General features: G+C 41.6%; 20 protein-coding genes. 4 read left to right on the forward strand and 16 right to left on the reverse strand.

Annotated elements, in window-relative coordinates; genetic code table 11:
- Positions 1 to 288 precede the first annotated feature (288 nt).
- Complete coding sequence (locus ACFE93_RS14965; protein WP_375474035.1) at positions 289 to 1,572, reverse strand: ankyrin repeat domain-containing protein; 1,284 nt, start codon at positions 1,570 to 1,572, stop codon at positions 289 to 291.
- Between the two features lie 195 nt (positions 1,573 to 1,767).
- On the opposite strand from ACFE93_RS14965, the gene ACFE93_RS14970 reads away from it, so the two are divergent.
- Positions 1,768 to 2,238 carry a DUF4079 domain-containing protein gene (locus tag ACFE93_RS14970; protein WP_375474036.1) on the forward strand — a complete coding sequence of 157 codons (471 nt, stop codon included), beginning with the start codon at positions 1,768 to 1,770 and terminating at the stop codon, positions 2,236 to 2,238.
- A gap of 104 nt (positions 2,239 to 2,342) precedes the next feature.
- On the opposite strand, the gene ACFE93_RS14975 is transcribed toward ACFE93_RS14970, so the two are convergent.
- Positions 2,343 to 3,014 (reverse strand): DUF1997 domain-containing protein, encoded by a 672-nt coding sequence (locus ACFE93_RS14975; protein WP_375474037.1) that lies wholly within the window; start codon positions 3,012 to 3,014, stop codon positions 2,343 to 2,345.
- 179 nt (positions 3,015 to 3,193) lie between these two features.
- Between ACFE93_RS14975 and ACFE93_RS14980 the strand changes: the two genes are divergently transcribed.
- Entirely contained in the window at positions 3,194 to 3,850 is a 657-nt protein-coding gene (locus ACFE93_RS14980) for an NAD(P)H-binding protein (RefSeq protein WP_375474038.1), read from the forward strand.
- A 117-nt stretch (positions 3,851 to 3,967) separates the two neighbouring features.
- Here ACFE93_RS14980 and ACFE93_RS14985 read toward each other — a convergent pair whose 3' ends face one another.
- The 11 genes from ACFE93_RS14985 to gloA all read right to left on the reverse strand — a co-directional run bounded on the left by ACFE93_RS14985 (position 3,968) and on the right by gloA (position 20,573).
- The gene (locus tag ACFE93_RS14985; RefSeq protein WP_375474039.1) at positions 3,968 to 4,669 is read right to left on the reverse strand and encodes a TIGR04282 family arsenosugar biosynthesis glycosyltransferase; all 702 of its coding nucleotides are present in this window, start codon (positions 4,667 to 4,669) and stop codon (positions 3,968 to 3,970) included.
- Between the two features lie 11 nt (positions 4,670 to 4,680).
- Entirely contained in the window at positions 4,681 to 5,328 is a 648-nt protein-coding gene (locus ACFE93_RS14990) for a Tfp pilus assembly protein FimT/FimU (protein WP_375474040.1), read from the reverse strand.
- Positions 5,294 to 6,349, reverse strand: a complete 1,056-nt coding sequence (locus ACFE93_RS14995) for a glycosyltransferase (protein ID WP_375474041.1) — start codon at positions 6,347 to 6,349, stop codon at positions 5,294 to 5,296. Before ACFE93_RS14995 ends, ACFE93_RS14990 begins: the two co-directional genes overlap by 35 nt.
- Positions 6,346 to 7,326, reverse strand: coding sequence for a hormogonium polysaccharide biosynthesis glycosyltransferase HpsE (gene hpsE, locus ACFE93_RS15000; RefSeq protein ID WP_375474042.1), 981 nt, complete (start codon positions 7,324 to 7,326; stop codon positions 6,346 to 6,348). The genes ACFE93_RS14995 and hpsE (ACFE93_RS15000) overlap by 4 nt, the downstream gene beginning before the upstream one ends.
- A gap of 12 nt (positions 7,327 to 7,338) precedes the next feature.
- On the reverse strand, positions 7,339 to 8,313 hold the full coding sequence (gene hpsE / locus ACFE93_RS15005; protein ID WP_375474043.1) for a hormogonium polysaccharide biosynthesis glycosyltransferase HpsE: 975 nt from the start codon (positions 8,311 to 8,313) through the stop codon (positions 7,339 to 7,341).
- 186 nt (positions 8,314 to 8,499) lie between these two features.
- Positions 8,500 to 9,219 (reverse strand): prepilin-type N-terminal cleavage/methylation domain-containing protein, encoded by a 720-nt coding sequence (locus ACFE93_RS15010; RefSeq protein ID WP_375474044.1) that lies wholly within the window; start codon positions 9,217 to 9,219, stop codon positions 8,500 to 8,502.
- Positions 9,220 to 9,257: 38 nt separating this feature from the next.
- Positions 9,258 to 10,268: a hormogonium polysaccharide secretion pseudopilin HpsC gene (gene hpsC / locus ACFE93_RS15015; protein WP_375474045.1), complete on the reverse strand. Its 1,011-nt coding sequence runs from the start codon at positions 10,266 to 10,268 to the stop codon at positions 9,258 to 9,260.
- Between the two features lie 65 nt (positions 10,269 to 10,333).
- Positions 10,334 to 10,981, reverse strand: a complete 648-nt coding sequence (gene hpsB / locus ACFE93_RS15020) for a hormogonium polysaccharide secretion pseudopilin HpsB (RefSeq protein WP_375474046.1) — start codon at positions 10,979 to 10,981, stop codon at positions 10,334 to 10,336.
- 197 nt (positions 10,982 to 11,178) lie between these two features.
- Positions 11,179 to 16,095: a hormogonium polysaccharide biosynthesis protein HpsA gene (gene hpsA / locus ACFE93_RS15025; protein ID WP_375474047.1), complete on the reverse strand. Its 4,917-nt coding sequence runs from the start codon at positions 16,093 to 16,095 to the stop codon at positions 11,179 to 11,181.
- A gap of 790 nt (positions 16,096 to 16,885) precedes the next feature.
- Positions 16,886 to 19,528, reverse strand: a complete 2,643-nt coding sequence (gene clpB, locus ACFE93_RS15030; RefSeq protein ID WP_375474048.1) for an ATP-dependent chaperone ClpB — start codon at positions 19,526 to 19,528, stop codon at positions 16,886 to 16,888.
- 610 nt (positions 19,529 to 20,138) lie between these two features.
- Positions 20,139 to 20,573, reverse strand: coding sequence for a lactoylglutathione lyase (gloA, locus tag ACFE93_RS15035; protein WP_375474049.1), 435 nt, complete (start codon positions 20,571 to 20,573; stop codon positions 20,139 to 20,141).
- 269 nt (positions 20,574 to 20,842) lie between these two features.
- On the opposite strand from gloA, the gene eno reads away from it, so the two are divergent.
- The gene (eno, locus tag ACFE93_RS15040; RefSeq protein ID WP_375474050.1) at positions 20,843 to 22,132 is read left to right on the forward strand and encodes a phosphopyruvate hydratase; all 1,290 of its coding nucleotides are present in this window, start codon (positions 20,843 to 20,845) and stop codon (positions 22,130 to 22,132) included.
- Positions 22,133 to 22,235: 103 nt separating this feature from the next.
- On the opposite strand, the gene argC is transcribed toward eno, so the two are convergent.
- On the reverse strand, positions 22,236 to 23,294 hold the full coding sequence (gene argC / locus ACFE93_RS15045) for an N-acetyl-gamma-glutamyl-phosphate reductase (protein WP_375474051.1): 1,059 nt from the start codon (positions 23,292 to 23,294) through the stop codon (positions 22,236 to 22,238).
- A 314-nt stretch (positions 23,295 to 23,608) separates the two neighbouring features.
- On the opposite strand from argC, the gene ribBA reads away from it, so the two are divergent.
- The gene (ribBA, locus tag ACFE93_RS15050) at positions 23,609 to 25,279 is read left to right on the forward strand and encodes a bifunctional 3,4-dihydroxy-2-butanone-4-phosphate synthase/GTP cyclohydrolase II (RefSeq protein ID WP_375474052.1); all 1,671 of its coding nucleotides are present in this window, start codon (positions 23,609 to 23,611) and stop codon (positions 25,277 to 25,279) included.
- A 91-nt stretch (positions 25,280 to 25,370) separates the two neighbouring features.
- Here ribBA and ACFE93_RS15055 read toward each other — a convergent pair whose 3' ends face one another.
- Both ACFE93_RS15055 and ACFE93_RS15060 read right to left on the reverse strand, forming a co-directional pair.
- Complete coding sequence (locus ACFE93_RS15055; RefSeq protein ID WP_375474053.1) at positions 25,371 to 25,784, reverse strand: PIN domain-containing protein; 414 nt, start codon at positions 25,782 to 25,784, stop codon at positions 25,371 to 25,373.
- Positions 25,784 to 26,131, reverse strand: coding sequence for a hypothetical protein (locus tag ACFE93_RS15060; protein ID WP_375474054.1), 348 nt, complete (start codon positions 26,129 to 26,131; stop codon positions 25,784 to 25,786). The genes ACFE93_RS15055 and ACFE93_RS15060 overlap by 1 nt, the downstream gene beginning before the upstream one ends.
- Positions 26,132 to 26,318 lie beyond the last annotated feature (187 nt).

The following is a 26,318-nucleotide window of genomic DNA, read 5'->3' on the forward strand; positions in this document are numbered from 1 at the left end:
CTTAGGTCTAGACTTAGTTATTTTAAAATAATTCGTAATTGATAATGACACTCTCTACGCGCAGCGTCTCATAGAGAGTGTGATTACGAATTAGTAATTAGTTAAACTTCTTTAGTATTTAAGTTAATAACCCTCATTTAATAATTTGTCAAGATATACAACATAATTCAGAATTAAGGAGTAAAACACCCTTTATATCTGGATATAACAGACGAATCGTTGTGTACCTCATTTTCCTTGAAATCTGCTGTATCTGAAAAGATTTTAGATGAAGAAAAATTTAGCTGGCTATTCTTGCGCCCCAGCTTTTTGCAGACTCCGCACCACATTCTTATAACCATTAAATTCTGCAATCATCAAAGCAGTATAACCACCCCGGTTTTTCAAATTCACATCTGCCCTAGCTTGGAGTAATAACTGCACAATTTCGCCATAACCTGCTGAAGCAGCCCACATCAATGATGTAGCCCTCGTTGAATCTTGAAAATTTACATCTGCCCCCTTTGCCAGCAACAAATGTACCATCTCTTTGTGTTTGCGTTCGGTTGCCTTGATCAAAGCAGTTTTGCCATCATCCCCTGGAATATTGACATCAGCACCATAGTCTAACAACACTTGCACCGTTTGCGTGTGTCCTTGTGATGCAGCCAACGTTAAAGGTACTTCACCAAGATTTTTCCCATTTATATCTCCGCCAGAACGTAGCAGTGCCTCGACAATTTGGCTATGTCCCTGCAATGCTGCTACAAGCAGTGGTGTATCGCCCAGGTAGTTGCTAATTTGGACATCTGCACCCCTGTTAAGTAACATTTGCATTACATCAATGTAGCCTTCCACAACGGCAAGGTGTAAAGCAGTTTCACCATCTTTATCTTGGAGATTAATCTCACCACCTCCATCTAGTAAAGCTGCTGCGATCGCACTGTGTCCAGCCGCTGCTGCTGCCAATAAAGCAGTTCCACCATCAGCGTTTTTCAGATTCACATCAGCCCCTGCTGCTAGCAGTGCTTCCACAATCTCCAGATGTCCCAAGTCTGCCGCTAGCATTAAAAGTGTCTCACCTTCCTCATCTAAGATATTGATATCGACACCTGTTTTGAGAATTGCTTGAAAAACTTCTATTGTTCCCTGCTTAACGGCGAGTTTCAATGCCGTATCATCATCTTTATCAGCAATATTAACTTGGGCACCAGCAGCCAATAAAACTCGCACTACATCAATATGACCTTTGAGTACTGCTGCCATTAAAGCTGTACTGCCATCTTCATTAGTGGCGTTAACATCTGCACCTCTAGATAGTAAAAGTTGCACAATGTCAAGCTGTTTGGCACTAGCCGCCAACATCAAAGCCGTCAAACCATAGAGTTTTCTAGGCAAGTTGATATTTGCCCCGGCATCCAGAAGCGATCGCACAATTTCGGTGTAGCCTAAATTGGCAGCAAACATTAACGCCGTAGTGCCTTGGCGATCGCACGCGTCCACCCTCGTAGCAGCAGCTAGTAGCGCACACAGCCCTTTAATATCACCACTTTTAGCAGCTTTTAGCAGCAAAGTATCTTTGTTTTCAGTCATGGATCAGATCCCACAAAGGGGATTTTGTTCGTCTACCCTCAAAATTTAGTCTGAGATTGTTTATCCACTTTGGCAAGAGGCTGAAGGAAAATAGTCAGTGAGGATGGGGAGTCTCTTTTAATTTGTGCCAATTTAAGCACAGAAAATAGAGTTATGCTAATTTTTATGAAGATTTAATGATTAGGCGAGAACACGATGAGTCTGGAACTTTCTACGTCGGTTAAATATTGGCTGAACTTCTTTCATCCTGTGCTGATGTGGGCGCTATTAGCACTTTCAATTTATGCTGCCTACTTAGGGCTGCAAGTCCAGCGTACCAGAAATGCTCAGGGCGAAGAAAAGAAAGAACTGATTAAAGGTAGATATAACGTCAGACACTACCAAATGGGGTCTATACTCTTAGCTTTGATGGTAGCAGGTGCGATCGGTGCGATGGCTGTGACTTACATTAATAACCAAAAGTTATTTTTCGGTTCTCACTTACTAGCAGGACTGGGTATGACGAGTTTGATTGCATTTTCTGCTGCTTTGTCTCCTTATATGCAGAAAGGAGCAAATTGGGCACGTGCAACTCACATTTTGTTGAATTTTATCCTTTTGGGGCTTTTTGCTTGGCAGGCTGTTACTGGGGTACAAATTGTCCAAAAAATTCTCACTCAAGCATAGTTAAGTATTCAGGAATCTAGAGTTTTTTGACTTTTAACCGAAAGCGGAGCGTCTTTGGCTCCGCTTTTAACCAGAGGCGGAGTGTCTTTGGCTGTATTCTTGAATTACCGCTTTTGTTTAGAATTAGCAGGAAACGGTATTTCTAAAGATTTATGAAAATCTTCCTGAACTTTGCGAGTTAAGCGGCGGGAGACTTGGCGGACAATTTGGTTAAGTAAGCGATCGCCTGTAGATTGAATTATAGACTGGGGTAATCGCTGAATAAACTTGGGAAAATGAAGATAAACTATCAAATCCAATTCCCATTCAACTCTTGTAACCTTGCTAATGCTAGTGGAAACGTCGGTTTCTATTAACTGTAGAGATGCGCGATAGTCTACGTCATAACCAGGCGGTTGGTAGTCAGGAATAGGGATTGTACGGATGCGGTAAATACCCTCCTCTGGGGGCAACAATTCCAAACCAATTTTCGGTTCTACTTCATAACCAAAAGAACCAAAACGACCAATTACTAAAGCATAGCCATTTTCCCCAAGTGATTGTACCTTCATGGGTTCAGCGCAGCGCGCAAACCATGAGGCGTGAGCATTTAGATACTCAGCAACCTTCTCTACTGGGGCAGCCATTTCCATAAAATCTTGATAACGACCGTAAAATTTTGTAAGCGTCGCTACATTTGGTTCTGTTAATGTGTCCTCGGCTTGTTGGCTGGACACTACAGGTAAAACTGCTTCTGTTATTTTCCAGGATTTATATTCGCCTTTTCTTGAAAGCATAAATGCATCACTGTATATTTTGGCGTTAGTCTATATTTAATGATTCCCCACACACCTGGGTCATTTCGCATTCAGATCCCAATTTGACCGAAACCTCATTAATCTGCGATCGGCTCCATAGAATTACTAAAATAGAGAACTGAACAAACACACAATAGTTTCCCAGGATAGCATTTATCATGAAAGCATTTGTAGCAGGGGCAACAGGTGAAACAGGTCGCCGGATTGTGCAAGAATTGATAGCGCGGAATATTCCCGTCCGAGCTTTGGTGCGAGATATAGAGAAAGCTAGGGGTATTCTGTCTCCTGAAGCCGAATTAGTAGTAGGCGACGTATTACAACCAGAAAGTTTAACTGCTGTGTTAGGAGATAGCACAGTTGTCCTGGTTGCGACTGGGGCAAAACCTAGCTTTGACCCCACTGGACCCTATAAAGTGGATTTTGAAGGGAATAAAAATTTAGTAGATGCTGCTAAGACAAAGGGAATTGAGCATCTTATCTTAGTTTCTTCTTTGTGTACTTCCCGACTTTTCCATCCGCTGAACTTGTTTTGGCTAATTTTGTTGTGGAAAAAACAAGCTGAAGAGTATATTCAGAAAAGTGGTCTTACTTATACGATTGTCCGACCTGGTGGGTTGAAGAATGAAGACAACTCTGACCACATCTTGATGCAGAGTGCAGATACGCTGTTTGATGGTAGCATCCCCAGGCAGAAAGTCGCCCAAGTTGCAGTTGAGGCGCTGTTTGAAGCAGATGCACGCAATAAAATTGTCGAAATTATTGCTAAACCTGAAGCAGTCTCAAAAAGCTTTAAGGAGCTATTTCAGCAGTGCTGATATTCTACAGGATTTTATTGCTTCTGTCTGTTAATTCTCATCCCCAAGATCGTCATCTCACATCTTTATGGAAAAGTAATGCCCACGCACTTTTTCAATTAGCTTGCATTATCTAAATTAGACCGCCCTTTGATTCCACTGCCTAAAGCGCGATCGCTCCATCTTTCCTGCAAGGGCTTGTTCCCAAATTGACAGATCCTCTGGTCGGTCAACATCAGCTAAGGGCAACAAGTCCACGTATGATAAATTAAGTTTCTGGGCAATATCCACGGTTTTCTGGAATACTTGAGCAGTTCCCCACTCGATGTTAACGAATAGCTCTGGGATGGGTTGGCGCAAACCAATTAAGTAATATCCACCATCGATCGCAGGCCCAAGTACGAGGTCAAAGGCGTGTAACTTCTCAAAGGCTGTTACTAAAATCTGGGCATTCACTCCTGGGCAGTCTGTACCAATGATAATTACTTTTTCTGCACCAGATTGCAAGGAATCGAAAAGCGATCGCGCCATCCTTAAACCTAGATCCCCTTCACCTTGAGACTGATAAACCAAATCCAACCCCAGCCAGTCTTGCATAAGTTGCGAATTGCCACCTGCATACCGCACTTCCACGGATATGTCAATGGCTTTTTGCAATTCTTGAACCTGAAATATTGTATGCTCAGTCATTTCCCGTTGAAGATTGGCAGCACCAACATTTCCCAAAACAGGTATCAATCGAGTTTTTGTCCTACCTGGTTCTGGATAGCGGGTGAAAATAATCAGGTGCTGTTTTGGGCTTGCTGGTAAGTTCAGTACAAAATACCTTATTTGAATCAACTAAAAATATCTTAATAGCAATACTTGTCGTTTTCGTTGGCTCTAGGATGATCTTTTCCCGTTCGCATAGCCCCCAAAATTGTAGAAACATAGACACAACGTCTAGTTTTCCCACCATTCAAGCTGTAGAATGTTATTTGTCCTAATCCGCCTACTGTACACTGATTTCCAATTTCAGAGATAGGACAACCGTGATAGTTAAATAAAACTCGCCACATTTGCTGTGAAGGGTGTTTTAGTAAAGTTGTCTCTTTTTTTCCTTTATTGTTTTCCTCTTCATCAATGCTAATGTTTGGCTCAAGGTTATGCCATAGGTTGCCATTGTTTTTAACAGTATCAGGAATGAATTGTCCTGCTTCTGCTTGATGAACTGCCCATTGCACAACACCATTTTGTATGCGAAAACTAGTTTGCTTGGTCAATTTATCTTTAGTGGCTTGGCTTTGCGCTTGGCGCATAGCATAATAAACCTCATTTTGGGTAGTGTTGAGACGGCGAGTCTCCACAAAAGCCAGCCAATTGGATATTCCAATTGTAGCTAATATACCAATTAATACAATAACTACTAACATCTCTGGTAAGGTAAAACCACTGTTAGAGTCATTATTCCAAAGATTTTTTGCATTAACTAGAGATCGTAAATGCACTTGGATATCCATTTTTGCTTTCTGGTCGATTTTCAGCTACCCAGATGTTGAGCAATGTTTCAGCTTCTTGGCTTCTGACTTCGCGCCGATTAATAATACTGTAGAGCAAGGTGGGCGAAGTAAAAATTATGAGGATTTTCAAGAATAATTTTAAGCTGAAATTTATATTTTGAAGTCTTGAAGGGTCGTTAATAAAATACTTCCACATAAATCTAGCAGCGGCTAGACCTTTTTGCCGATTAAATGGCTTTTGTAGAGCTTTGCAGGCCAGATATTTATATAAATTTGCTAGGCTTATATTCCAACTATGCTTAAGTGTTGAAGGTCTTTCCTTGTACGCTGTCTCAAGTACTCGCAAACAGGCTTTTTCCTGTCTGACAAGATTGCAAGAAACTGAATTAGCACTTATGCGATATAAGATTTGTACAGATGGTACACATATAAAATCCAACTTAGAGGCTAATCGCAGCCACATATCCCAATCCTGAGCCGCAGTTAGAGATTCATCAAAGCCACCTAACTTAATTAAAGCCTCTCTACAAATTAAGGGATTGGAGCCATTCTCTAGAAAGTTACTTAGCAATAAACTTTCATAAATATTTGCATTTAGATTAATGCGCTTACCTGAAAGCACCAATTTACCATTCGCATCAATATAATCAGTCCAACTGTAAGCAACTTTCGCAGTCGAATTTTCTTGCAGAGCCTTTAATTGAGATTCAAGTTTATCAGGTGTCCAAAGATCATCTGCATCTAAGAAACTAACAAATTTTCCAACTGCACGGTTTAGCCCTCGGTTACGACTAACGTTTCCGCCAGCGTTGGGATAAGAAAATATTTTTATTCGAGCGTCTTTAATTTGTGTAATAACCTCTAAAGTTGAGTCTTGCGAACCATCGTTTATTACAATTAATTCAAAGTTAGTAAAAGTTTGATTTAAAACAGATTGAATTGTTTCTTTAATGGTTTTTTCGCTATTGTAAGCTGGTATTATTACAGAAATAACTGTTACATCAAAAGTTGATTTAATCATTTTGTTGTATTTCCTAAAATTCTGTCTACTTTCCATCTTAGAGAATAAAAAGGACTGATCATACTAGCCAAGTAAAAATTAATTTCAAAAAGGATAATTAAATTAGTTTTTAATTGACCTCTATACTTAATAAAATGCTGTAATACTCGTTGTAGATTTCCCAAGATAGTTTTAACTAAAACTATTGGTTTTTGCCAGGTTTTAGCATTGATTAAGCGTAGCTGGAAAATACACAGACCACAACCACGCGCTAGCAGCAGCAAATAATCTTGTTCTAACCTCCAATGTGGGATTTGATGATTGATATGCATTGCAGGATTATACCAGATTTCCCAACCTGCTTTGTGTAAATATAAGAGAGCTTCTGTATCATCCCCCCCAACCATCAATTTACTAAGTCTACCCTTAAAAACCAATTCTTCAGGAACACTTTCACACCAAGCTTGCTTACGAACAACCAACCCAGCACCTGGAGGAAGTCTTAAATTATCTGCATCAAATAAATATGGTTGTAGTCCGTGTTCCCTGATAGCTAGAAAGGCTTGAATTCTGGTAAAATCATTTGGTGGGCTTACTTCAAAATCACCGTGGATTTGACCACTCCAGGCACCAGCATGAGGATTCTCTTTGCCAAAAGTATAAGATTGGAAAACCCAATCAGATGCTGGGAGATTATCATCATCCATAAATGCAATAAACTCACCTCTAGCTTCATTAATAGCCCGCATTCTTGCAAATGCTATTCCCTGTTGTTTTTCTTGAAAATACCTCAATTTAAAGTTTTGATCGAATTTATTTTGGTAATAATCAGTTACTTTATTCGTCTCATCTTTACTATTATTGTCAATAATAATAACTTCCCAATTTAGGCTTTCTATACCTATCTGATTTAGTAGCAAATCTAAAACTTTAGGTAAACGCTTTGCACCATTATATGTAGGAATAGCTACTGTAAAATCTAATTTTTCAATATCCATATACATAAAAGATTAATGTCTAATTATATTTTTATTTAAATAGCCATTCTTCCAAAGATAAAAAGGACTAATAAAACTACTTAAAAATAGTTGCATTTCGCAAGCAGCTACTAAATCAGTTTTCACCATAGTTCGATATTTAAGTAAGTGAAAAACAATTTTACGCAGGTCATTTATCATATAAGCAAAAAAAGCAACTGGTCTATATATCTGTTTCACATTAACCATTCTAGTTACGTAACGGCTAAATCCAATACCTCTAAAAAATGGAATTAAATAATCTTTTTGCAAACGAAGTTTGGGTATTTTGTGAGAAATTTCCATTTCTGGGTTGTACCAAACTTCCCATGCTGCTTTTTGGATATAAGACAACATTTCTAAGTCTTCACTGGTAAGCATACTGCCTTTAACTCTCCCAGTTAAAATAGACTTATCTGGTACACTTTCTAACCAGGCTTGTTTACGGACAACAAGTCCGGCAGATGGTGGTAGCAATTTTTTAGATGCTTCATATAATAGTGGTAAATTACCTCGCTCTGTAATTGCCAAGAATGGAGCAATTCGCTGAAAATTTTCAGGTGGTTCTACTTCCCAGTCAGGATGAATTTGGCTACCATAAGCTCCCGCCTTCGGATATTTTTCACCAAAAGTATAAGCTGCGGCTATCCAATTTGATACTGGGTAGTTGTCATCATCTAGAAAACCTATGAGTCTACCTTTAGCTTCTGCAACTGCCCTTTTTCGGGCATAAGCTGCGCCTTGTTTTGCTTCAAAGCAATACTTTAAAGGGTAAGGAGCCTGCCAACTTTTTTGATAGGTTTGAACAACTTTAGCTGTGTTATCAGTGCTGTTGTTATCTACAACTATAATTTCCCAAGATAAATTATCGGTGTGAAGTTGGTTTTGTAGTCGTTCTAGTAGTTCAGGCAAACGACTTTCACCATTATAAGTTGGGATAGCCACAGTAAAGTCAAGGTTTTCAGTCATTTTCCGAAAAGTGTATTTTGATGATTACGCTTTTTATTATGTTCAGGCAATGGCTAATTTATCAATGGCTCTTATAAATCTATTAAACATTAAAACTACACATGATGTTTCAATTTTGCTATCAACGTGCAGTTTTATGTACAGCAATATTACGTATTTTTAAATAAATATTGGTATTTAAATTACTTAACTGCATTTATCATCTTTTGCTGTCAGCATTGAGCCTAAGAGAGTTTTCACAATGACGCATCGCTTTACGCTACCAGCCGATGCAGGATTTGCAGAGCTTGGTACAGCTACCACTATTTTTAACCCAGGTGGCTCTGTACCTGCTGCGACTGTTCCAAAGTTATTTGGCAAAGTTAGAACTCCCATATAGTCAAAAGTAATTTTTGCTGATGTACTTAAAGGATATGAGACAGGAGAATTAGTAGTAGTATTAGCAATATTTTCTCCACTAAGATTTCCGCCCAGCAAAAATTTATCAGAATTGGCTCCCACATCGCCCCCTAAAGGTTTCCATGTCCATGTGGCGGTTGCTGCATCGGTACGATAAATAGCAACCTCTACATTTTGGGTTGTGCTATTTCTCTGAAAACTGACACTGTAGCTAAGTTTTTTGTTTTTAGCTTCTCGTTGTGCTTGTTGCAGTGCGGCGAAAACGGCGTCGTTAACCTTATTTATTTGTTGTCGATTTATAAAGGCAGCCCAACCAGGAGCTGCGATCGCTGCTAAAATTCCTACTAACAGCAGTACTACTATTAACTCTATAAGACTAAATCCAGCATCTTGTTGATTGTAACCATTAGTAGAGGGTCTATTTGCTAAATATTGCTGCTTTAGCTTTGTTTTTCGGCTGTGCAACTGGAAAGAATTTAATAGTCTTAAACTAGGAATATTCGGCATACTATCCTGCTTTTATGAATATTTATCATAGATAGAAGCTATTTTGTAAAAATGAAGCTGCTTCCTTGAACCTTAGTGTTTGCACTCGGAAAATAACTAGATTTACTCTGCGCGTAACGTACTTTAGTTTCATCATTTTGTATTAAACGAGCTTGTGCATTACCCCTTAAATAAACTTCCGCAGCACTTCTATTATCTACGCTAACTGAATTTACACAAGCATAGAAGCCTGTTCTAACAATGGTTGCAGCTGTTGGAACTTGATTAAAGCCAGTAGAGCATGTTACTGCTGGCGCTCCCTGTGCTATTGTTGTTTGATCTATAAAATCAACCAACACCACGGGAACTTGATCGTAAGTCCCCCCTCCTGCCCAACTATTCATTTTTGCTTGTAATGTTATGCCTTTTTGTGACAAGTCAAATGGTTTAAAACCTTTATCTGGACATGGGAGATATTTTTCGGTGGTAAATCCATCGCCGCAAGCACCTACTGTAGCAGCAGTATTTGGAACGCCATCTTTAATTTCCCATCTGGCGATGCGGGCAGCGTTAGACCAAGTAGTACTAGTGTCTTTAATTAAATAGTAGGCAACTAATGAGTAAACAAAAGTATCATCTTTTTGAGTGCCTGTAATTGTAATTGCTTGATTAACTAATTCTCGTTTCCAAAAGACAAGCACAGGAACTCTATCTGTTGTAGTTGGTAGTTGATTCCCAGTTGTACTTGCATTTGGGCAAGTGTTAGCGGCACTAGCATCAACAGTACCGCTTAGACAAGCAATTCCAGTAGCGTCATAAATATATATCGCTTGTTGGAGATCGCGAGTAATATAATCTAGTGCAGCTTTAATTTCTTGCTCAGAGTTTGCTTTGGCTTGTTCCTGACCATCAGTGTTTAAAACACCGATCATAAAACTTAGTAACGGCGTAATTACTAAAAATGCAATGAGCATAGCCACCAGTAATTCAATCAGCGTGAAGCCACTATTTTTGTTTTGCTTGTGAGAGGGTTTTAGCTGAGTACTTAACAGCCACCTCAATATATTCATTTTGCTACAGGTTCTCCTTAGTGACCGATACTGAGTTATGAAATTATTTATGTTTACCGAGTTAATTATGGTTGACAACCACCAAGGCGATCGCACAAAGCGCTATACGAGCTTTGACCCCTGACAATTTCAGTTGTCATTTCTACTAGGGGTGCTTTGCGATCGCCTAGTCCCCCTGTGAATGTCGCTGCTTTTTTTCCACTGCTACCCGCAGTCAAAGAACCAAATTCCGCATCTGAACGATATACCCGAACTCCCAAACGATAGCCTTGACCTTTATCAGCGTCGCTACCTGTGACAGCAAGCCGAATAGCTTGAATGTAAAACAAATCGCTAGTACAGTCAGGATTAGCAAGGCTGCCATTTTTGTTAAAGCAATACAAACCAGTGCTAGCAGTAGGAGCTAACGTACTACTCAATAAATAGTCACTGCTTGAACTAGATACATTTCTACTTGTGCTAGCAGCCAGTGTAACGGTGATTGTCGGATCTGAGATTGTTTTAGACTTAATAGCATCAATGAAGGCTTTAGCCGCTCCTGTTGCCAATTCTATCCGTTTAGCTTGCACACGAGTTGCTGTTGACATTACTAGAACGGGTGCGATCGCTACCAGCAAAATGGCAACTACGAGGATCGCCACAAGCGACTCAATGATCGTAAAACCAGACTCGTTAGACTGGGCAGATAATTCTTGTAGTTGGCGTGGGTTCATACTCAATTTCTTAATAAAGCTATGTTTTAAAGTAATTTGCGATTCTATGTAATACACTTGTAATTTCTCTCCAAACCTCTCCTTTTGTAGGGGAGAGGCTTTGAATTTTCCCCTCTTCCCCATTAGGGAAGGGGGCTAGGTTTGTTAACGTGGTCTATTCACCTAAAAAGTGCTGTAAAAACTCTCATTCAGACACTTTAGGATGGTTGGAGTTGGCAGTTAGTAGGACGTTCAGTTGCTGGTAGTGCAAATTTGAAATCATTGCCAAAGTAAGTCGTGTCCGCAGTATCAAACCCATCAGCTGTTTGAGTTTGGACAGCACACAACAGAGTTTTCACCCAAAGGTCATCGCGGCCTACTTCTCTGAAGTATTCACTCGGAGGATCTGCTGCTGGAGTTACAAAGCGCTGGGCAAACAAGTCAGGATTTTGCGCCAGTAAAGCCACATCAAAACCCCAGTTCCGGTTAGGAGGCATATAATAAGGCGCTTCCCCAGCACCATTAGTAGTGAAAGTACTATCTGATGTGTAACCAGGTCTTGTAGAATACAGAGTTCTGAAAAAGATACTGTCAATATTAGCAGTAGAGGAAAGAGCACTAGGGGTAGAAGAGGTTGCAGCAACAGTTGCTGGGCCTGGTCTGACGAGAACTTGGAATGGTGCGCTAGCATAGATACTGCGTTTAAATTGGATGAATGAACCGTTGATATTGGCATTAATCCCATTCCAGTTTTCTAAGAAGCGCACAAAGTTATGCAAACCCCCGTTGATTTCGTAAGTAGTTGGAGTTGAACCCCCGCTAATTGAATTTACACGAGCAGGAGTGTCACCAGAAGCAATTACTAGATTAAAAGTTGTGTCACTTGCCAGAGACAACCATCTAGTATTTTTAACAAAACTAGATGATGATGCTATGTCGGTGTAAGTCTTTTCAGTATTGTCAGGATCTGTGGTTGTTACCTGTAATTGCAATACAGGCTCTAATAGTGGTTGAAAAGATCCATCTCTTGTGAATGTTGTCGTGCTTCCAGGAAAATCCCTAAGCGAAGAAAGCGAAGCAGCTGGTACTTGGGGATACCTGTAGAATAGACGAATGTTGTTTTTGTAAATTATATCGCTGCCGCTGAATCCTGGTGCCTTAATACTAATCTCTTTCGTGGTTGCAAACCAGAGGGCATTATTTGCTGGTTCGGGTAAGCTGCTATCATTAAATTGAGCTACTACTTTCGCTCCCCCTACTGTTGTTATGCCTAGTGCAACTGGAGTAATGTTATTCAGAGCAAGATTTGTACTAGTTATGACTACATTAGTGCTAGTAAGCAGCCTACCAGAACTATTTCGTTTGAACGCAACCCGACGGGCAAATCGTTCAAAACCAGCCTTTGCCGATTGGGCAGTAGTACCAGCTAAGAGTTTGTCACGCTCTGCATTTGCTGGAAGATTATGAGATTGTATTGATCTATTGCCGTCGTAACCAATATACCAATCAGTTTCTGTACATTCTGAAACTGGTATTTTGAAGCACATTTCCATCACATACTCTGGAAAACTCCCTCGTCGTTGAATGGGTGTGACGAAATTATTCAAGTAAGAACTGTTGTTTGGATTTGGAACAAGACGAGTAGTATTATTAAAGTCATTTGTAGTATCGGATGATCCACTCTTGTAGTACGTATCATCATTAGAGGCAGTAAAGAAATTAGATGAAGTGACAAAGTTATTATTCCAAAAACCTGCCTTCAATCGATTCAATACGGCGTCAGCATTACTTACTTGATAGTTGTTTCGCAAGTCGTAATCACCCTCATTGCGGAAACCTTCGCGGAAGTTACCAGACAGCAAGGTGACAGCATCGGCAATTACTGATGCTGGTCGCCAAGTTTCGCCTGTTGTGCAATTAGGTAGTCTAGAGTCATTAGGCCGACAAGCAAAGTTACGATCGCGATTTGCCGCAGTACGAGTGTAAAATTTAGTATCGTAGTCACTAGCACTGGGATCTAAAAGATCCCCACCTAGAAATTCTTGTTTAGCGTGCAGATTAAAATTGCCTTTAACATACGCTGGTAGCTCAGTTGCTAGAATTAAGCCTTTTTCTTCCGCTCTGTAATCATTCAGACGACTCAAGTTACTGCCATTAATCAACATAATGGCGTTAGGTCGCCGTTCAGGGTCAAGCTTGTAGTCACTGGCGCTGACATTATCACTTGTTGAGTCACTGCGATCTTTTTGAGCATCATCACGAGATGCATAGATAATGCCGCTATTGGGCAATAGATATTCTTTATCCGATGCAGCGCCGATTGCTTTTGTGCGAAGCAGATTTAAATCTATGGTAGTGGCACGAATTTCTAGTGGCTGACGCTGTTCAACTTCCAGATTGTAGTTTCCAGTTAATGCAGCACCTTTATCTATAGCCTTAATTTGTCGGGCATCAAGAAATGCAGTTTCTTTGATTGCGCCATCAGGGACGTAGGTAGTACTCGTACTCAGACTGCCATCAGCAATTTTGATTGCACAGATAGTAGAGTCAATTGCTGATTGTTCAGAGAGAGTGAGTTTGCTAGTTGTTGCTTTGGCCAGTGCTTGCCGCAGTAACGGATTGACAAGGCGACCATTGGGAAATACCAAGTTGGCTTGATGTTTCAAGCGATCTAGCAAAGTTACGCTAGTGTTAGTAACATCATCATCGTTAGTCGCAGCTGCAAAAAAACCATTGCTATCTACTGCCTGTCCTCTAGTTATACCAGCAGATGTAGTAGCAGGAGCCTCGTAAACAATCCCATTATTTGATCTGGCTCCAGCAGGTTTAGTACCAACTACTTCACCGCTCACATCCGCCAGTGTACCTGTATTTCTTGCTGTATCCTTGTTTGTAGGATCGTAGTAGCTACTTACACAAGCCATAGGTGTCTGATAATCGTCTGGTGTAGCCGCCAGAGGATTGTAGGAATCAAAATTGTAGTGATACACTACTGTGGCGCGCATTACCAAATCACCACGTTTTTGTTTACTCGCATCAAGAGGATCGAGCGGATCGGGTACAAGCATAGGCATACTATCAGGCCAGACTACTGTGCCAGCATTTTCGTTGACACCCGACGTACTTGGATCGTTAGGCACTGTTGTTGGACGACTAGGTAGTCCAGAACCTGTAGGTTTATATATTCCAGCACCTGTAATCACCCTCAATCCACCGACCACATCAAGGATATTAGTTCGGGGTGAAGCAGCTGAAATCTCCCAAAAACCATCACGTCCAGTTACCCCTAAATCTGATAACTGTCTGACACGAGTGCTACGAGTACGATCTTTGGTAGTGCTACTTGTCCACTTCACCGCAGGAGAGATGGCTTGGGGAGCATTCTCTCCTACAAAGTCTCCTTTTGTGCTATCCCATATAAGTTCAGGCAGGTTGTTGCCTACTACGATGCGATCGCCTAACTCTGTTTCTGTTACGGGAGTATCATCTACAATGTCTGGATCTCTAGTAGGTAGTTGCGCTGTATTTAGTGTTAGTGTTGTATTAGTATCTGTTGGATAAATCCAGGCATCCATTGGACGTAGCGTATTAACGGAACCTTTCATAAAGGTTCCTGCATCTGTTATATAGTCATACTCAGTAGTGCCAGATTTTATAATAGCAGAAGTACCATAAGGAACTTCTTTAAATGGTACACGCCTAGTACGTTTACGGAACCAATTTTCCAATTCTTCCTTACGTACTTTATTCGCATCTAAGCTTGGATCGGTTAGAATCCTGTTGCTTATATTAGTTCTGATTTCTTGAGGGTCAGTAGTAGAAGCATTGTAAAATTGTGCCTTCACTAATAAATCTATGCGTTGAGCATAAGCCTGAGTGTTATAGGCAATATCATTCGAGTTATTTGAGGTGGTTTTATTAGTCCCTGCCAAAGATTTAGTTGTATCAGGTGCATTATTTTCTCGAAATAAATCTACGCGTGTTCCACCTAGATTAGTTGTACTGATTGGGTTATTAGTTGCAATATTACCGCCAACAACTATCTTGCTATTTTCTCGTTCGTAATAACATGAATACCTACTACTGACCTGAAAGAAGGTTATATCTTCACTAGTTTCACCAGTAAATAAGTTACTGTTAGTAAAAATACGTCCATTGAGACGGAATCTCGGCCCTGGTGTAATATCTAAGTCATCTTCATAGACAACGGCATTATTAGTAATAGGAACTTGATTACGATCTTGTTGCATTTCTAATGCCGAGAAGCCCTTATTACCTCGATACTTCTCATATTTGGTTGTATCAAGAGAAGTAGCTTGAGCAATATCACTAATGGGAACTGTTACTGCATAAACGAAAAAGCTTTTTTTCAATTCGCCAGTTGGTAGCTTATACCAACCCGAACTACCTACTAAGCTAGCACTAGTATCACCAGCTATGTCACAAGCTCCACCTGCCTTAGCTGGTAGCATAGGAGGGGTTCTAGCATCTAGTGGGCTTCTACTTCTGGTTTGGGTTGTACCAGTTTGGGGGGGAGTGCGGAAGTAGAGACCATAGAGAATAAAGCTATCAAATTTACCGTTATTATCTGTATCAGCAGGAAATTTCCAGGCTGTTTGTATGTTTTCTTTATTTTCCAAAACCACACTACTACCTGCTTCAATCATCGGAGATGAAGTACTTTTATTAAGGTTATAAGCCAAGGTTATGGGAGTTTCATCACCAAATGTATAGATAGAAAGTTTATTAATTAAGGTATTGTATAGTGTTACATTTGATGGTACGGAGCGTGGTAAAGTTGGGTCAGCAAACAGTGCAGTTATTTTGGCTTTAGCTCTGTCTAAGGCAGGGGTAGCGGCTTGCATTGTCGCTTCATTTACGCGGACATTACTAGCATTTTTAGAACGTTCAAAAGACCGAAACAATATTGCAGTTGTTAATAGTACGACTACCAAAACTACCATCGCTACTGTTGGCAATACAAAGCCAGAATTAACCGATCCGCGTCTTCTTTGAGTACCAGAAATAGTTCGTAAAAGCCAAATAATTTGCTTATTAATTGCAGATAAAAACTGCTTACTAATTTGGCTGAAGGTTTTTTGAATTGCCTTGAATAGCTGACGTTTTCGCGGCATAGCTGCTTCCTGTTCAAGTGGATTATAGCGGATTTTCTATTTTGTCAAAGTTTTCATTTATAATGCCTATGAAGTATTTCCACAGGCATTATATTAAGACGATATTTATCTAACTACTACATTTGGCTTTCCTAACTTTCAAATAAGGTAGCTATAAAAAAGAGAATTTATTAAAGTTATATCATTTATGAATTGTTCATTTTATCCGGTAAACACTGATTTTTTCAGAATTATTTAGTTCAAGGCTGATAAATAATAAGAGCATTACTTCACAGTATATTTGCGTAAATGTGTTTTATTTAAAGATAAATTTATAAAGATGTTGTCAGCAGAGTAGGCTTATAATACCCATCTGTTAAAGAAAAGATATCAGTGAGATGCAAAATAATCAGGTGTGCAGCTTAGATTCCCGACTTCTTTAATTAAGAAGTCGGGAATCTTGTTGTTCACATTGCTTTGATTAATTACTAATTAACTCACTAGTAAACCTTGGCGTAAATCCCACTACCACCTTTAAAGGCAAGCAAGCTTCTGCCACAAGGTACGAAAAATTAGTACCCGGTGGCAGAAGCTACTAGGCATCATAGATGCAACACGCAGTCACATTAATGTTAAAAAGGGTGGTTATAAACCGCAATTATACGGGGTTTAACCACCTCCGTGGGTTTCAAACCCTCAATTATTCTTAGACTTTGTTTGTCTATCCAAGCCAGTTTGGTTTTCTCCTTACAACCCTTTGGGTACAGCAGGCGCTAGCCTCTCCCGTTGAGTCAAGGGGAGATGCCAGGTGCTATGTAGCAATCTGTGGTACTGACACCTTCACCAGCACTTTTTTGCTAAAAGACAGACCGTTTTCATTTTTGTCGATGATAATCGTGTCTCCAGAGATAAAAGTATTCTCCAATAACTTGGTGGCGAGGGGGTTTTCTACTTCTCGCTGAATTGCCCGTTTGAGTGGACGGGCACCGTAAACTGGGTCATAGCCTGATTCAACAAGGTGATCGCAGGCTGATTGGGATATCTCAAAGAAGATTTTTTGCTCGCGGAGGAGATTTTCTACCCGTTTGAGTTGAATGCGGATGATATGCCGCATTTCAGTGCGATTTAGTGTATGGAAGAGAATAATGTCATCGACGCGGTTGAGAAATTCCGGGCGGAAATGCGATCGCAAAGCATCCATTACCCGCTTTCGCATCGTTTCATATTTGGAATCATCACCAGATACATCCAATATATGTTCGCTACCAATGTTACTGGTCATCACAATGACGGTGTTACGAAAATCTACCGTCCTTCCTTGAGAGTCAGTAACTCTCCCATCATCCAACACCTGCAATAAAATATTGAACACATCGGGGTGCGCCTTTTCCACTTCATCCAGCAGCACCACTGAGTAGGGACGGCGGCGAATCGCCTCGGAAAGTTGACCGCCTTCTTCATATCCTATGTATCCTGGAGGTGCACCCACTAAGCGAGAAACTGAGTGTTTTTCCATATACTCAGACATATCCAAGCGCACCAATGCATCATCAGAATCAAAGAGAAACTGAGCTAAAGCACGGGCGAGTTCGGTTTTACCCACGCCTGTAGGGCCCATGAACAAAAATGAACCAATGGGACGAGAGGGATCTTTCATCCCCGCACGGGCGCGGCGAATTGCGGCTGCTACTGCTTCTACAGCCTCTTCTTGCCCAATGACTCGTTGATGCAAATGACTTTCTAGTTGCAGCAGTTTTTGCCGTTCCGATTCCAACAAGCGATTGACAGGGATTCCTGTCCACTTTGCGACGATTTCGGCAATATCGGCTTCGGTGACTTGTTCTCGCAGTAACGTGGAACCTTGGTTTTGAATTTCTAAAAGGCTCGCTTCTTTGGCTTCGCGATCGTGTTGCACTCCTTCCAATTTGCCATACTTCAGTTGGGCAGCTTTATTTAAATCGTAAGCGCGTTCTGCCTGTTCAATTTGCACTCGCAGCGCATCTTCTTCTTTCTTTAAGGCGCTTATCGCCTCCAATATCTGCTTTTCACCTTGCCATTGCTCGTTAAATATTTGCTGTTTTTCCGTTAAATTGGCGATTTCTTGTTCAATGCGCTCTAAACGTTCTTTCGTTTGGGGAGTACCCTTTTCTTCGCCAGCTAATGACAGCTTTTCCATTTCTAACTGCATGAGACGGCGATCAATGGTTTCCAATTCGGCTGGTTTGGAGGTAATCTCCATTTTCAACTGTGCTGCTGCTTCATCTACTAAGTCAATGGCTTTATCTGGTAAGAAGCGATCGCTAATATAACGTGCTGACAGTGTTGCTGCTGCTACCAAAGCCGAATCAGAAATTTTGACGTTGTGATGAACTTCGTACCGTTCTTTCAACCCCCGCAGAATCGAAATAGTATTTTCCACACTTGGCTGATCGACAAATACTTGCTGAAAGCGGCGTTCTAGGGCAGCGTCTTTCTCAATGTGTTTGCGGAACTCGTCGAGGGTAGTAGCACCAATACAACGTAGTTCTCCTCGCGCCAGCATTGGTTTGAGCAAATTTCCCGCATCCATTGCCCCTTGTTGGCTAGAACCTGTACCGACTACGGTATGTAGTTCGTCAATAAACAGAACAATGTCACCGTTAGATTCAGTAACTTCCTTGAGAACCGCTTTTAGACGTTCTTCAAATTCACCTCGTAATTTTGCTCCAGCAATTAAACTGCCGATATCTAACGAGATCAACTTGCGGTTTTTCAGAGATTCAGGAACATCACCGTTTACCATCCGTTGTGCTAATGCTTCTGCGATCGCTGTTTTACCTACTCCAGGTTCACCAATCAGTACGGGGTTATTTTTGCTACGACGAGACAATACTTGAATTACCCGCCGAATTTCATCATCCCGCCCAATTACCGGGTCGAGTTTTCCAGCTTTTGCCTGTTCTGTCAAATCTCTGCCAAATTTTTGTAAGGCGTCATAGCGGGATTCTGGGGTTTGATCTGTCACCTTTTGGCTACCGCGAATAGTTTTGATAGTAGCTTCGAGTTTAGGTGCATCCGCATTAAAGCCTTTGAGTATCTTTCGTCCAATGCGATCGTCTTCAGCAAAGGCCAAAAGTATGTGTTCCACGGAAATGTAGGAGTCTTTCATCCTAGCTCTAGCTTCCTCCGCTCGGTCTAGTAAAATATCTAAATTGCGGCTAAGGTAAAGCTGATCGCTTTTACCAACTTTCGGCTGACGTTGGGTAAAAGCTTCTAGCTGCTGCTGCAAGCGGATTGGATCGACCTCAGATCGAGCCAGGATACGTATTGCTAGACTAGTGGGTTCTTCTAACAGGGCAATAATTAAATGTTCAACATCTAGTTGCTGTTGTTGATAAGCACGGACTATATCCTGAGATTTAACAATTGCTTCCCAGGCTTTATCAGTAAATTTATTGGGATCTGTAGGTTGCATCTTTAAAATTTTGGAATTTGGATTTTTAGTTTAGGGATTGGGAGTGGGGATTGGGAGTGGGGATTGGGCATTGGGGATTGGGCATTGGAAAAACTTTTCCCTAGTCACTAATTCCTAGTCTCTAGTCCCCAGTCCCTAATTATCCAAACATTCTTAGCGTATATCCGCGTGTATCTCCGGTGGCGATTTAGGATTGGCAATTGATGATAGTTTAATCCATTACCTATTTCCTAATTTAAAACGAAAACACTGTTATGAGCAGACTTTCCCCAATGGTATTGTTGGAGCGAGCGTTATTAGTGTTGCTCATTAACGAGAGTATGGGGTAATATTAATCGGATTTACGCAGAGGAGATCCCCTAACCTGCCTAAAAAGGGGAAAGTCTGGCGTGTCTGGGTTGATTGGCACGAGATGCCAGTATGCCCGAAGAATCAATCTCCCTCTAGCTCAAGTTTTCAAGATATCAGTGTGGATTTTCCTATCGCTCTTAAGCAAAAGTTACTGCCCAGATCCTCGAATTCTTAAAGAAGTTGAGGATCTGAATCCAGCTTAAATAAGCGACATTTCACCCTACTAGATAATTAATTTTTTGGAAATCCCTTGTAAGAACTACTGACCTACAAGTTGCTCTTGTGATTCTTGTTTGACTGCCGAACCTTGAGTTCCCAGTTGAATCAGTTCAATTTTATACCCATCTGGATCTTCTACAAAAGCAATTACTGTCGAACCATGTTTCATTGCCCCTGGTTCGCGCACGACTTTACCGCCCTGATTGCGAATTTCTTCACACGTAGCGTAAATATCATCAACGCCAAGGGCAATGTGACCATAAGCATTACCTAATTCGTATTTTTCCACACCCCAGTTGTAGGTTAGTTCTATAACCGAGTTGTCGCTTTCGTCACCATAGCCAACAAAAGCCAGGGTAAATTCTCCCCCCGGATAATCTTTTCGGCGCAGCAGTTTCATTCCTAGAATTTCACAGTAGAACTTTAAGGATTCTTCAAGGTTGCCCACCCGCAGCATTGTGTGTAGTAATCGCATATTGACCTTTTCTCTGTAATTGATTTAGTGTTATTCTCTGCAAACATTTTACCTAGCTCAAAGTCTTAAGGTAAAAATGCCGTCACAGAAAGAATTAAAAGCCGAAAGGACAGGATAAACAATTACCCATTCTTGGCAATGCTCCCGATCTCGATAATGGAAATCTTCTTTAATCTCAGCCGAGAAAGTCTCTTAACCGCCTATGCTAGCGATTGGGTTAGGCAACTGGACTGGATGCGTAACACACTCGAATAAAGGATAAAGTACAGATGAGTAAATTTCTAGATACTGCTATTGAGGCGATCGCAGCTCGTGAAATTCTTGATTCACGCGGTAGACCAACAATTGAAGCTGAAGTGCATTTAGCTAACGGTGTTGTCGGACTGGCGCAAGTTCCCAGTGGTGCATCTACTGGCACTTTTGAGGCTCACGAACTGCGTGATGGTGATAAAAGTCGTTATGGGGGCAAAGGCGTACTCAAGGCAGTACAAAACGTCAGAGAAGCACTTGCGCCAAAATTGTTAGGCTTGGATGTCCTCAACCAAGAATTGCTAGACCGGACAATGATTGCGATAGATGGTTCTGCTAACAAATCCAATTTGGGGGCTAATGCGATTTTGGGGGTTTCTTTAGCAGCTGCTAAAGCTGGTGCTGAATCTTTAGAAATTCCTCTGTATCGCTATTTGGGTGGGCCATTAGCGAATTTGCTCCCAGTGCCGTTGATGAACGTGATTAACGGTGGCGCACACGCCTCGAATAACGTGGATTTTCAAGAGTTTATGATTGTCCCAATTGGCGCAACTTCCTTCCGGGAAGCGTTGCGCTGGGGTGCAGAGGTGTTTGCTACCCTCAGCCAAGTATTAGATGAAAAGGGTTTGCTTAGTGGTGTGGGCGATGAAGGCGGCTTTGCCCCTAACCTAGAATCTAATCAGGTGGCTTTGGAATTGTTGGTTGCTGCGATTAAGAAAGCTGGTTACAAACCAGGAGAACAAGTAGCCTTGGCGTTAGATGTAGCGGCTAGCGAATTTTACAAGAATGGTCAGTATGTTTACGATGGTAAACCTCACGCTCCGACTGAGTTTATTGATTATTTAGCACAATTGGTTGACCAATATCCAATTGTGTCAATTGAGGATGGCTTGCACGAAGAAGATTGGCAAAGTTGGCAATTGCTCACCCAGAAGTTAGGTTCGCGGGTGCAGTTGGTAGGGGATGACTTATTTGTAACTAACGCTACTCGCTTGCAAAGAGGTATCCAGGAAAAAGCCGCCAATGCCATTTTGATTAAACTCAATCAAATTGGTTCACTCACCGAAACCTTGGAAACGATTGATTTGGCAACTCGCAATAGTATCCGTTCAGTAATTAGCCATCGTTCTGGCGAAACAGAAGACACAACGATCGCTGATTTAGCTGTAGCAACCCGTGCCGGTCAAATCAAAACAGGTTCTCTCTGTCGCAGCGAACGAGTAGCAAAATATAATCGCTTGCTGCGAATTGAAGATCAACTAGGCGATCGCGCCGTTTATGCTGGTGCTGTAGGGTTAGGGCCGAAGTAGGGACTGGGGACTAGAGACTAGGTACTGGGGACTAAAGAAAAGTTTTCTCAATGTCCAATACCCAGTCCCCAATACCTAATACCCAATACCCAATCCCCACTGATCACGGATAAAACCCCAACTTGGGCAACCCCAAGGTTTCATCCCAGCCCATCATCAAGTTTAGACACTGAATAGCTTGGCCCGCCTGTCCTTTAATTAGATTGTCAATTGCTGACATGACAATTACACGACCTGTGCGTGGGTCAACTTCTACACCGATATAACAAAGATTGCTACCGTTAGCCCATTTGGTTTGGGGATAAACGCCGCTACCGCAGACTCTTATCCAAGGAGAGTTGCGGTAGAAGGCTGAGAAAATTGTGATTAAGTCATCTCGCACTAGACCGGGGTCGCTCATTGTGGCATATACTGTTGCCAAAATACCGCGTACCATTGGAATAAGGTGCGGTGTAAATTGGATCATGAGTTCGTGACCGGCTAAGTCACTGCAAATTTGCTCGATTTCTGGGGTATGACGGTGACGACCAACATTGAAAGCTGCTATGGAGTTGTCTGCTTCAGCTAGTAGTAAATTGGTTTGAGCCTGCCGTCCACTGCTAGATGTGCCAGACTTGGCATCGATAATAGCTGTTTCTGGTCTGATTAAGCCTTGCTTTAAAAGTGGCGAAAGTGCAAGGAGACTGGCAGTAGGATAGGAACCAGGACAGCCAATAAGTTGAGCTTCGGCAATGCGATCGCGGTAAAGTTCTGGTAATCCATAAACTGCTGTCGCTGCAATTGTGCGATCGCTTCTCTCTGTACCATACCAATTTGTATAAGTTGTCAAATTACTAAACCGATAGTCTGCACTCAAATCTAATACTTTACATCCTTTTTCTAATAGTTTGGGTGCGATTTGGCAAGCCAGACCATTTGGTAAAGACAGGAAAACTACTTCACAGCGGTGAGCAATTATTTCTGGTTCTATTGCCTCTATTAGCAGGTTAGTTGCATGAGCCAGATGCGGGTAGAGATCCCCAAAGGATTTCCCGATACTACTCTCACCTCCTAAATAAACCATTTCGACTTCTGGGTGATCCATCAGTAGTCGTACTAACTGCACTCCACCATAGCCCGACGCGCCAACAATCCCAACGGGTACGCGTCTAAATTTGCCCATGATCCCAAATCCTTATCCCATGAATGGTTAATTCGTTCTCAGCTATCAACAATATCAGCGACCAGACGCACGGCACACAAAACGTCTTAAACCCCTCTACTTTGTTCTGGGGAGATGGGAGAGCAAACAAACAATTATTATTCCTCATTCCCTTCATCCTTTACTGTCGCTGCACTTTCTCGCCACTTTTAATAGCAAAAATTTTTGCCCCGTTATCAAATGATTGCTAGTCTACTTCTCTGCCTTATAAAGGAGCTACAATCTAAAATAAGAAATTGTTAAAAAAATTTACGTTTATAGCTGGAAATCTTTCTGTGTCACAGACTAATCCTACCCAAGCTTTTAAATTTGATTCGATTGATGCCGCTTTAGCAGACCTAAAAGCTGGTCGCGTCATTGTAGTGGTAGATGATGAAAATAGAGAAAATGAAGGCGACTTAATTTGTGCTGCCCAATTTGCCACACCCGACACGATTAATTTCATGGCGGTGGAAGCAAGAGGACTTATTTGTTTGGCAATGATGGGCGATCGCTTAGACGAGCTAGACTTACCCTTAATGGTAAGCAACATTACAGATACTAACCAAACTGCCTTCACTGTCAGTATTGATGCCGGGCCAGAATTAGGTGTCACCACAGGCATTTCAGCAGAAGACCGCGCCCGGACTATCCAGGTTACTCTCAACCCAGCCACAAAACCTACCGATTTACGTCGTCCTGGTCATATTTTTCCGATTCGGGCTAAGGTTGGAGGCGTACTCAAACGCGCAGGACATACGGAAGCTGCTGTGGACTTAGCTAGGCTAGCAGGGCTATACCCGGCGGGGGTAATTTGTGAAATTCAAAACTCCGATGGTTCAATGGCGCGGTTGCAGCAGTTGGTTGAATACGCTAAACGTCACAATTTAAAAATTATTAGTATTGCGGATCTAATCAGCTATCGCCTACAGCACGATCGCTTAGTATATCGTGAGGTAATTACCAAGCTGCCTAGTCAATTCGGTCAGTTTGAAATTTACGCCTATCGCCATACCTTAGATAATACAGAACACGTTGCGATAGTCAAGGGCGATCCAGCTAACTTCCAAGATGAGCCAGTGATGGTGCGGATGCACTCAGAATGCTTAACTGGCGACGCTTTGGGTTCTTTGCGCTGCGACTGTCGGATGCAGCTTGTAGCCGCACTCAAAATGATTGAGTCTGCTGGTCAAGGTGTAGTTGTATACCTGCGTCAAGAAGGGCGGGGAATCGGCTTGATTAACAAGCTGAAAGCCTACTCATTGCAGGATATGGGACTGGATACAGTAGAAGCAAATGAGCGTTTGGGATTTCCTGCTGACTTGCGAGACTACGGTATGGGGGCACAAATGCTCATGGACTTGGGCATAAAAAAGATTCGCCTAATTACCAATAATCCCCGTAAGATTGCTGGTGTCAAAGGTTATGGGTTAGAAGTAGTCGATCGCGTGCCATTGTTGATTGAGGCAAACGACTACAATTCCTATTATCTAGCGACAAAGGCGAAAAAGCTGGGTCACATGCTGTTACAGACTTATCTAGTAACAGTAGCAATCCACTGGCAAGATGACCCGGAAGCTGTGACCGAACGTTATGAACGCTTAGAAAAACTGCGACACCTAGCGAAAAGTAACGATCTATTGTTGCAAGAAGAAGCGCGTCCTTTAGCGATCGCTTTATTTGACGAGCCATCTTTAACAGTACACTTGGGCTTCGATCAGGCAAAAGTTGCTAGCTGTGATTGGTATCAGCAGAGTGGTCATCCTTATATACACGCAATCTTCCAAATTCTGGATAACCTAGCAACTGTGCCTTACATCCAGAAACTAGAATTTCTGATTTCTTCTGGTTGCGATCCTTTGAGTAATTTACAAGTCCAACTAGATCGGCAGACATTTGCGGATGGTACACTGCCTTCATCAATTAGCGATCGCTTGGAGACGCAGCAAATTTACAGCTTTAGCTAAATAGCCACAACCTTAAGAGAAAACTTTTTAAGGGGGTTGGAGATTTATTTTGCGTAAGTCTTACCTTCCCCCGAACTTTTCAGGCATTCTGCTACATCAACTGATTTCTCATCTCTTTCGATGATAGTACTGGAATCGGCGAACCTGTGAATCCATGTACATCACGAGTAATGATCGCTTCCAACCCCAACTTGATCGCAGACGCTACTTGCACCGCATCTTCAAAATCAGTCAACCTCAATGTGATCGCCTGCTCTAGCACACTGCGATCCACTGCACAAATTTCCATCAGTGCTAACAATTGAGTCACTGCGGCAATCGCAATTTCAGCACTCTTGGTTTGGCGTCCAACTAAATAATGTACATCCGTAACCGTTGTTGCCGACATAAATCCTTCAACTTGCCCCGATTCAACTGTCTCTAGCAAAAAAGCAGCATCCGCCACAAAAGGTTCACGCGCTAGCAAAGTATCCAGCAGAACATTCGTATCAAATAAAACTCGCATTACAGATACTTTTGCACCAACCGCTCATCTAACATGGCTTTTACTTCTTCATCTGTAGGTGGCAGGGTATCAGTCTTGGCAATACCGATTAAACTTGCAGCTAAACCCTTTGGCTTCGGGGTTGGCTGAAGTTTTGGTTGGAGCGATCGCATCAATGTATTGATTAACTGCCAACGATCCTCGGCAGATAATCTCAGTGCTTGATCTTCAAGTTCACGTAAAGTCATAGCAACAATTTTCAACAGAGAGCATTGAGTTATTAAAATAAATAAGCTATAGTTAGAAACACGCATACATAAATACAATGACTGTACCCAGGTTTTAATCAGGGTGCTGGTCGAATTCATTGGTTGTGTGCTGAAAAATAAAACTAAAAACACAATGAATAAAATATATATTCTTTGGTTTCTAGCTTTAACGCTACTGTTCCCAGTGGCTTATATTTCTTTAAATACAGATTCTATTCTTAAATCTGTAGTTTCAGTACTAAATATGCTGAAACAAAAATAGTCCCAAAACACACAATTTAGACTT

It is taken from the genome of uncultured Nostoc sp., from assembly GCF_964247315.1.
Classification (GTDB): Bacteria; Cyanobacteriota; Cyanobacteriia; order Cyanobacteriales; family Nostocaceae; genus Nostoc.